Origin of the sequence: Nostoc sp. JL33 (assembly GCF_017114985.1) — a bacterium.
In the GTDB taxonomy this organism is placed as follows: Bacteria; Cyanobacteriota; Cyanobacteriia; order Cyanobacteriales; family Nostocaceae; genus Nostoc.
On sequence record NZ_JABXKP010000038.1, the window covers coordinates 69,284 to 76,635 of the forward strand.

The window sequence follows — 7,352 nt, forward strand, 5'->3', positions numbered from 1 at the left end:
AATCCAAAATCCGTCTTGGAAAGTTCTGATGCCTACGGCGGGCTGCGCCAACGCCGGAAACCGGCGCTCAGACTTTCCGCAAAATTCCAAAATCCAAAATTGCTACGCTGTAGCTTTGAAGGTCTTCTTGTATTCGGTGAGTGCTTCCTTCAAGGCAGCTTCTTCTGCGTCACCTAGTGCTTTTGAGGCTTGTACTCCTTGTGCATACTGGGTTTTTCCAGTCTTTAAGTATTCCCGCAGACCTTGGGTAAAGCTGGTGACTTTATCTACAGGTAGATCATCTAAGTAACCGTTAATACCAGCGTAAAGAATTGCTACTTGCTCGTATACCGAGAGTGGCGAATTTTGTGGCTGTTTAAGGAGTTCGCGCAACCGTTGACCCCGTGCCAACTGGTCTTGAGTGGCTTTATCCAAGTCAGAAGCAAATTGAGCAAAGGCTTGCAGGTCGTCAAATTGTGCCAGTTCCAATTTTATCTTACCGGCAACTTTTTTCATTGCCTTGGTTTGAGCCGCAGAACCCACGCGGGATACAGAAATACCTGGGTTCACAGCTGGACGGATACCAGCATTAAACAGGTCAGAAGAGAGGAATATCTGACCATCGGTAATAGAAATTACGTTGGTGGGGATGTATGCTGAAACGTCACCAGCTTGGGTTTCGATAATCGGTAGGGCGGTCATACTGCCTTTACCTAATTCGTCACTCAGCTTTGCGGCTCTTTCTAACAAGCGGGAGTGGATGTAGAATACATCTCCAGGGTAAGCTTCGCGTCCGGGTGGACGACGCAGCAATAGGGACATCTGCCGATAAGCTTGGGCTTGCTTGGAGAGGTCATCGTAAATTACTAGGGTAGCTTTACCCTTGTACATAAAGTACTCAGCAATACTTGCGCCTGTGTAGGGAGCTAGATATTGCAGGGTTGCTGGTTCACTGGCACTTGCAAAGACAACGACGGTGTAATCCATCGCGCCTTTTTCTTGTAATGTCTGCACCACGTTAGCAACTGTGGAAGCTTTTTGACCGATCGCAACGTAGACACAAACTACATCTTCTTCTTTTTGGTTGATGATGGTGTCAATAGCGATCGCAGTTTTACCGGTTTGGCGATCGCCAATAATCAATTCTCGCTGACCACGACCGATGGGAATCATTGAGTCAATAGCTGTGATACCCGTTTGCATGGGTTCGTGTACAGACCGACGAGCAATGATACCTGGTGCTGGAGATTCAATCAAACGGCTTTCTGAGGACTTGATGTCTCCCTTACCATCGATGGGAAGACCCAAAGCGTTTACAACTCGTCCAATTAAGGCTTCTCCTACGGGTACTTGGGCAATTTTACCAGTGGCGGTTACAGAACTACCTTCTTGAATTTCCAGCCCTTCACCCATAAGCACCGCGCCCACGTTGTCTTCTTCTAAGTTCTGGGCGATGCCAATTGTGCCATCTTCAAATTCTAAGAGTTCCCCAGACATAGCCTTTTCCAGACCATAAATCCGGGCAATCCCGTCACCAACTTGTAGGACGGTACCAACGTTAGCAACTTTGACCTCTTGATCGTATTGCTCGATTTGTTGTTGGATAATGCTGCTGATTTCGTCAGGTCTAATTGATATGCTCATGTGTCTATCTTTTTTGCTTTCGAGACGGAAAAATTAATTCAGTTAGGAGTAAAAAGTTAGGAGTGATGAGTTAAAAATGCAAAAATTGCAAGTTAAAAGTCAAAATAAATTACTGTTTACTTAACTCCTAACTCCTGTACAGACGCGATTAATCGCGTCTCTACTTCTAACTCCTGTACAGACGCGATTAATCGCGTCTCTGCTCCTAACTCCTGTACAGACGCGATTAATCGCGTCTCTGCTCCTAACTTTCTAACCACTGGTTAAGCGCAATGAAAGGCGGCGCAACTGACCCCGAATACTGGCGTCAATTACCTGCGAACCTACTTTAATGATCACACCACCGATTAACTCGCTGTCTACCTTGGTTTCTAGTTCTACCTGACGAGCATTCGTGATGGCAATGACCTTTTGGATGATTGCCTGCTGTTGAGCTTCTGTGAGGGGAACGGCTGAAATTACTTCCGCTAATACGGTTTGATTCAGCTGCCGCAACAGCGCCAGATACTGTTGAAAAATTGATTCCAAGAATGCAATGCGCCGTTTATCTACTAGTATTAGCAAAAAATTGCGTAAGTAGGGGTTAGCGCCTTCACCGAGTATTTGTTTGATCAGAGCTTTTTTGTTCTGAGACTCAATAAACGGGTTGCTGAAGAAGTTGTGTAGCTGTTTGTCTGCTCTCAGCAGTCCCAGGAAAGTACGCGCATCTTCCCCGAACTCTTCTGTCAAATTTTTCGATTGCGCTATTGACAAAAGTGCCTGTGCGTAAGGTTGGGCTACTTCGGCTGCTGCTACTTGGCTTGTCATACATTGCCTCCCAGTTGTGCGATGCTGCGGTCAATTAAACTTTGTTGAGCATCGTCGGCAATGCCGCCTTTGAGTTGCAATTCGACTTTTTGCAATGCTAGTCTAGCAACCTGTTGCCGTAGTTGGGCGATCGCTCGCTCTGTTTCGGTGTTTAAATCTGCTGCTGCTGTTTGTTTCAAGCGTTCTACGTCTTGCACTGCCTTCGCTAACAAGGCTTCTTTCGCTTTTTGGGCGTTTTCTTCAGCAGATTTGCGGATGCGTTGTGCCTCTGCCTGAGATTGCTTCAACTGCTCTTGCGCTTGGGAAAGGGCAATCTTTGCCTCTTGCAAGCGCCCTTCTGCTTCCTGAATTGCGCTGGCAATATTGGATTGTCGCTCGTTCAGGATCTTGCTTAAAACTTTACGTCCGAAGTAGAATAATATGCCAACCAGAATCGCTAGATTTATCAGGTTGGTTTCAAAAATGTCTAAGTTTAGACCGAAACCACCTTCTGCTGCGCCTTCTGCCAATTCAGACTGAACAGCGTTCGCTTCTGCGGCAAGTAATAAGAATGTGCCCATGATACCCATTTACAAGTGCGCTGCTCGCTTGCTAATACGTTGTATTTTCCCGAAGGGAAATGAAAGTATCTTTTCCCGAAGGGAAATGAAAGTATCTTTATCCAGTAGGGAAAAAGTGCCTTTTGACACTTAATTAAGCGCTCTGGACTAGTGCCCAGTTGCGCGTATGCTTTGACAGAACCAGTCTTGTCAGCTTATCTAACAGGAGTTGGCCCCAATACTTTTTCTAGAATCTGTCTGCTTAGAGCATCAACTCGTTGTTCTAAGGTATGCAAAGCTTCCTGCTTTTGTTGTTCTATTTCAACAGCAGCTTCTTCTCGTTGAGACTGAGCTTCCTTTTGAGCCTCAGCGATTTTCTCGGCAGTAATTTTCTTAGCTTCTTGTTGAGCTGCTTCTACAGTAGCTTGCGATTGTCTGCGAGCGTCTGCGAGTTGCTGCTCATATTCGGCGGCTAAACGCTCGGCTTTTGCCAAGCTTTCCTTTGCCTCAAGGGTATTCTTTCGGATGTAGTTATCGCGATCGTCCAGTACCTTGGTCAGTGGCTTATAGAAAATTACATTCAACAAAGCTGCCAATAGCAGGAACTGCAATGCCATGAAGGGCAAGGTAGCATTGAAATCAAACATTTCTCTCCTCTTTGGCTGGAGTAGCAGTTTTAATGGCTAGCAACATCATCCAACCTTTCATATTTTAGAAACCCAGAGCCAACAAGGCGCAAGGGATTTTGGATTGATACCGACCGCAAGAAGCCTGCGTAGTTCAGAGATTTTAGATTGACGACTTTAGATTTGAGAGCAGGGATAGCTCAGGGGCATGTACCGAAAACTCTTGATAATCTAAAATTGGTAGTCAACTTATATCAGAACGACTTAATGCCCAAAATCTTTTCGATTGTAGAGGCGTGATGGTTCACGTCTCCACACGAAAAAAAACTTTCAGGTCTTACACGAAGGGGTTAGCAAACAGCAATACCAGGGCAATTACTAGACCATAAATGGTCAGGGATTCCATGAAAGCCAAGGTTAATAGCAGAGTACCGCGAATTTTTCCTTCTGCTTCTGGTTGACGAGCAATACCTTCTACTGCTTGTCCAGCAGCATTACCTTGACCAATACCAGGGCCAATTGCAGCTAAACCAATTGCTAGAGCAGCAGCCAGAACTGAAGCAGCAGAAACTAATGGATCAATACCAGCGCCTGACGCAGCAGCTAGAACGTAAGAAGCAGAAATTAATGGGCCCATGTTGATTTTCCTTACCTTGAGTACAAAACGAATAATTTTGGTGTTGAGATTTTCGATTTTAGATTTTGAATTGAATCCAAAATAAGCATCCAAAATCTAACATTACATCAACTGAGGGACGCTAATGTGACTCCTCATGCTCTTCTTCACCATGTCCCTCTATGGCCTCATGAATGTATGCTCCAGCTAGGGTAGCAAAAACCAGGGCTTGAATGGCACTGGTAAATAAACCTAAAGCCATTACGGGTAGAGGTACAAATAGAGGAACTAGCAGAACCAGCACCGCTACTACCAATTCATCCGCCAATATATTGCCAAATAGACGGAAGCTTAGGGAGAGGGGCTTGGTGAAATCTTCGAGAATTGCGATCGGCAATAAAATGGGTGTCGGCTCTATATATTTCTTAAAGTAGCCCAAACCCCGCTTGCTAAAACCTGCGTAAAAATACGCTAAAGAGGTCAGCAGTGCCAATGCAACAGTCGTATTGATGTCATTAGTGGGAGCTGCCAATTCACCCGAAGGCAGCTTGATGAGCTTCCAGGGAATTAACGCCCCTGACCAGTTCGATACGAAAATAAACAGAAACAATGTGCCAATAAATGGCACCCAAGGGCGGTAATCTTTCTCACCTAGTTGGTCTTTTGCCAAACCACGAATAAATTCTAGGGCATATTCCATCAAATTTTGGATGCCACTAGGAATTCTTTGTGCATTGCGAGTAGCTGCTATTGAAGCCACTACTAAAATGCTAATCACAAACCATGAGGTGAGAAAAACTTGCCCATGAATTTTAAGATTGCCCAACTGCCAGTAGAAATGTTGACCTACTTCTAATGCGGCGAGGGGAAAAGAATTAAAGGCGTTTAAGACACTAAGCATTTGCATTCTTCAAGCATTTTCCCCAACGATCGAGGATGGGATTACTATGTTTGTGAGCCTGACTTTCTAAGAATCAGGAATGAACGCAATTTGCACCATATAGACGAGCAGGGTGGCTTTGTAAGTCAGAAATCCCAAAAATATGGGCAGAATCTGTAACTCACGCCATTGAGTTGCCACGATCATTAATCCCATAAACAGAGCTAAACGAGTTTTGCTCAGACGGGTTTTTTCACTACCGAGCCGCTCAACGTCTTTAGCCAGCATTTTTAAGTAAACCACACCTGTACACGCCCCAATTAAATAATTAAGGGCAATGTTTAAGGAATAAAAAATCCACACAGAGATAAAAATAACCCCCGTCAAGACAAGCGTGATTACCAACAATCGCTGGAAGAGTTGATAGAACTCTTGCATGGAGTTACCTGATTCTGTATCTTCAGAATCAGTTTTAGCATCTTGTTGCGTTGTCGGAGTGGGCGCAATTGATTCGTCTGACAAGCTCACGGGACTTGAAACCAGTACAGTTAAACATGATGACTGCACATTCAGTCAGCTGAATCATATCACGATCCGGTAACAATACTTTAGGAAAAAACAATTAACTTCTTGTCAACCTTAGACAGTCAGTATTGCGCTCCCAGAAGCCAGAGAGCGATCGATGATGTCAGGGGGTGAGGGGGTGAATAATCAATAATCGCTGCCTGAAAATTCAAAATTTCTTCCAATTCCAGCTTTTTTGAGAGAACAATTGTCCTCCAAAGACGTTAGACAGCATCTTGGCGTTTGAATTAAGTCGGTGTCAATAAACTCAACTGGTGCTTGAGCAGTGTACGGGCGTACCGCAAATCAGAAATCGGAGAGTAGCGGCTTGTGATTAAACATCCCACCACTGCTGAATTCCAGAAAACTTCAACTTTTGGGATGTATAATAACCCCGTTTCTTGGGCACTTTCCTAATTTAGATTAATTTTTTACCAAAAGTGGTGATGGGCGATCGCTCCGGAACACGAGTATAAATTCCTTCTATCAACTCAGTAGAAAGGCCCAGTCTAATTACACAGGTGTCAATAAAATCAGCTGCTGCTGAACAAGCGTTCTTACCCCATCTAATCCCAGTTGGACACCTGCCAAAATCTCCGCAACTGTTAAATTAGCATCACACTTTTGCATAAACTCAAACTCTGCTACAGATAAATTAACAATCTGGTAATCGTAATTAAAGAAACATTGACTGGGAAATCCTTCAATACAAGGATTAAGTTCGGGAATCGCTGTCAATAGAGCGTTATCGTCTGACCAGTTGGACTTGATTAAGGGAGGACGACCAAGGAAAAACTCGTAATGAGTTACTTCTGGATCTAGTAATTCTATCAGGCGGTAAAGCTGGCGATCGCTGAAATCTTTTGCCCGTTCTACTAACTCTGGTGCTTTGCCCAAAAGTCTCTCCAAATCCCAGAAACTCGGATTCGAGAAACCAATAAACTCCAATCCCGAAGCATCAATTAATTCAAACAGCGTCTCAATGTTGTAATCAATTTCCTGGGGATGAACGTACATATCAGCAAAGTTTTCATCCTTATGGTTTTCTAATGACCAACGTTGTTTATCGTATTTGACAATTCGGTTATTTTCTGGTAAAGAAGCGAATATTTGTCGTCCAACTTGGACACCATCGCGGTAGTCGCCTTTTTTGTCACCTTGAATAAGTGCGATCGCTTTTTGCATGAGTTGAATTTCCCAGCGTCCTAACTCCCCATACACAAAAATGTGCATTAAGCCGCCTGGGGCTAACTTTTTCGCCAAAGCTTGAATACCACGAATTGGATCGGAGGTATGATGCAAAACACCAACACAGTTGATTAAATTAAACTCACCCGGTAACTGTTCCACATCAAACAAGCTGAGGTGATGAAATTCAACGCGGGTAGCCCCTGAACGCTGACAACGTTCTTTTGCTACAGCTAAAGCGCCAGTACTGAGGTCAATTCCCACAACAGAAGCTTGAGGATTGAGGTGAACCAAGTACTCTGTACCCACACCAGTACCGCAACCTGCATCTAAAATCCGAATATCTTGCCTTTGGGGTTTTTGACCTGTGCAGAAGTTGTGAGCAGCTAGCCAATTCCAGCGCCAGTTGTAGCCTGGAGGTGGTTCATCCAACAGGGCTTCTGGCGGAAAGGGGTAGGTATTGTAGAGTTTGGCAACAGCAGCACTAACAGTTTGGGAATCGGACATGA

At 44.5% G+C, this 7,352-nt stretch carries 9 protein-coding genes; all 9 read right to left on the reverse strand.

Annotation, left to right across the window (positions count from 1 at the left end; all coding sequences use genetic code 11):
* Positions 1-102: 102 nt before the first annotated feature.
* Positions 103-1,623 (reverse strand): F0F1 ATP synthase subunit alpha, encoded by a 1,521-nt coding sequence (gene atpA / locus HWQ23_RS09205; protein WP_292826746.1) that lies wholly within the window; start codon positions 1,621-1,623, stop codon positions 103-105.
* 116 nt (positions 1,624-1,739) lie between these two features.
* Complete coding sequence (locus HWQ23_RS09210) at positions 1,740-1,883, reverse strand: hypothetical protein (RefSeq protein ID WP_292826749.1); 144 nt, start codon at positions 1,881-1,883, stop codon at positions 1,740-1,742.
* Positions 1,876-2,430 (reverse strand): ATP synthase F1 subunit delta, encoded by a 555-nt coding sequence (gene atpH, locus HWQ23_RS09215; RefSeq protein ID WP_292826752.1) that lies wholly within the window; start codon positions 2,428-2,430, stop codon positions 1,876-1,878. The genes HWQ23_RS09210 and atpH overlap by 8 nt, the downstream gene beginning before the upstream one ends.
* On the reverse strand, positions 2,427-2,999 hold the full coding sequence (locus HWQ23_RS09220; RefSeq protein ID WP_292826755.1) for a F0F1 ATP synthase subunit B: 573 nt from the start codon (positions 2,997-2,999) through the stop codon (positions 2,427-2,429). Before HWQ23_RS09220 ends, atpH begins: the two co-directional genes overlap by 4 nt.
* Positions 3,000-3,184: 185 nt before the next feature.
* Positions 3,185-3,616 (reverse strand): F0F1 ATP synthase subunit B', encoded by a 432-nt coding sequence (locus tag HWQ23_RS09225; protein WP_292826758.1) that lies wholly within the window; start codon positions 3,614-3,616, stop codon positions 3,185-3,187.
* 316 nt (positions 3,617-3,932) lie between these two features.
* Entirely contained in the window at positions 3,933-4,178 is a 246-nt protein-coding gene (gene atpE, locus HWQ23_RS09230; protein ID WP_292827127.1) for an ATP synthase F0 subunit C, read from the reverse strand.
* 175 nt (positions 4,179-4,353) lie between these two features.
* A complete protein-coding gene (atpB, locus tag HWQ23_RS09235; RefSeq protein ID WP_292826761.1) occupies positions 4,354-5,118 on the reverse strand; it encodes a F0F1 ATP synthase subunit A in 765 nt (254 codons plus the stop codon).
* A gap of 60 nt (positions 5,119-5,178) precedes the next feature.
* On the reverse strand, positions 5,179-5,619 hold the full coding sequence (locus HWQ23_RS09240; RefSeq protein ID WP_292826764.1) for an ATP synthase subunit I: 441 nt from the start codon (positions 5,617-5,619) through the stop codon (positions 5,179-5,181).
* A 549-nt stretch (positions 5,620-6,168) separates the two neighbouring features.
* The gene (locus tag HWQ23_RS09245) at positions 6,169-7,350 is read right to left on the reverse strand and encodes a class I SAM-dependent methyltransferase (RefSeq protein WP_292826767.1); all 1,182 of its coding nucleotides are present in this window, start codon (positions 7,348-7,350) and stop codon (positions 6,169-6,171) included.
* Between the last annotated feature and the right edge of the window lie 2 nt (positions 7,351-7,352).

Excerpts from the sequence above, each read along its gene's own strand:
- atpH (WP_292826752.1), bottom strand. The coding sequence starts at position 2,430 with ATGACAAGCCAAGTAGCAGCAGCCGAAGTAGCCCAACCTTACGCACAG.
- HWQ23_RS09245 (WP_292826767.1), bottom strand. The coding sequence starts at position 7,350 with ATGTCCGATTCCCAAACTGTTAGTGCTGCTGTTGCCAAACTCTACAAT.
- HWQ23_RS09220 (WP_292826755.1), bottom strand. The coding sequence starts at position 2,999 with ATGGGTATCATGGGCACATTCTTATTACTTGCCGCAGAAGCGAACGCT.
- atpB (WP_292826761.1), bottom strand. The coding sequence starts at position 5,118 with ATGCAAATGCTTAGTGTCTTAAACGCCTTTAATTCTTTTCCCCTCGCC.
- atpA (WP_292826746.1), bottom strand. The coding sequence starts at position 1,623 with ATGAGCATATCAATTAGACCTGACGAAATCAGCAGCATTATCCAACAA.
- HWQ23_RS09225 (WP_292826758.1), bottom strand. The coding sequence starts at position 3,616 with ATGTTTGATTTCAATGCTACCTTGCCCTTCATGGCATTGCAGTTCCTG.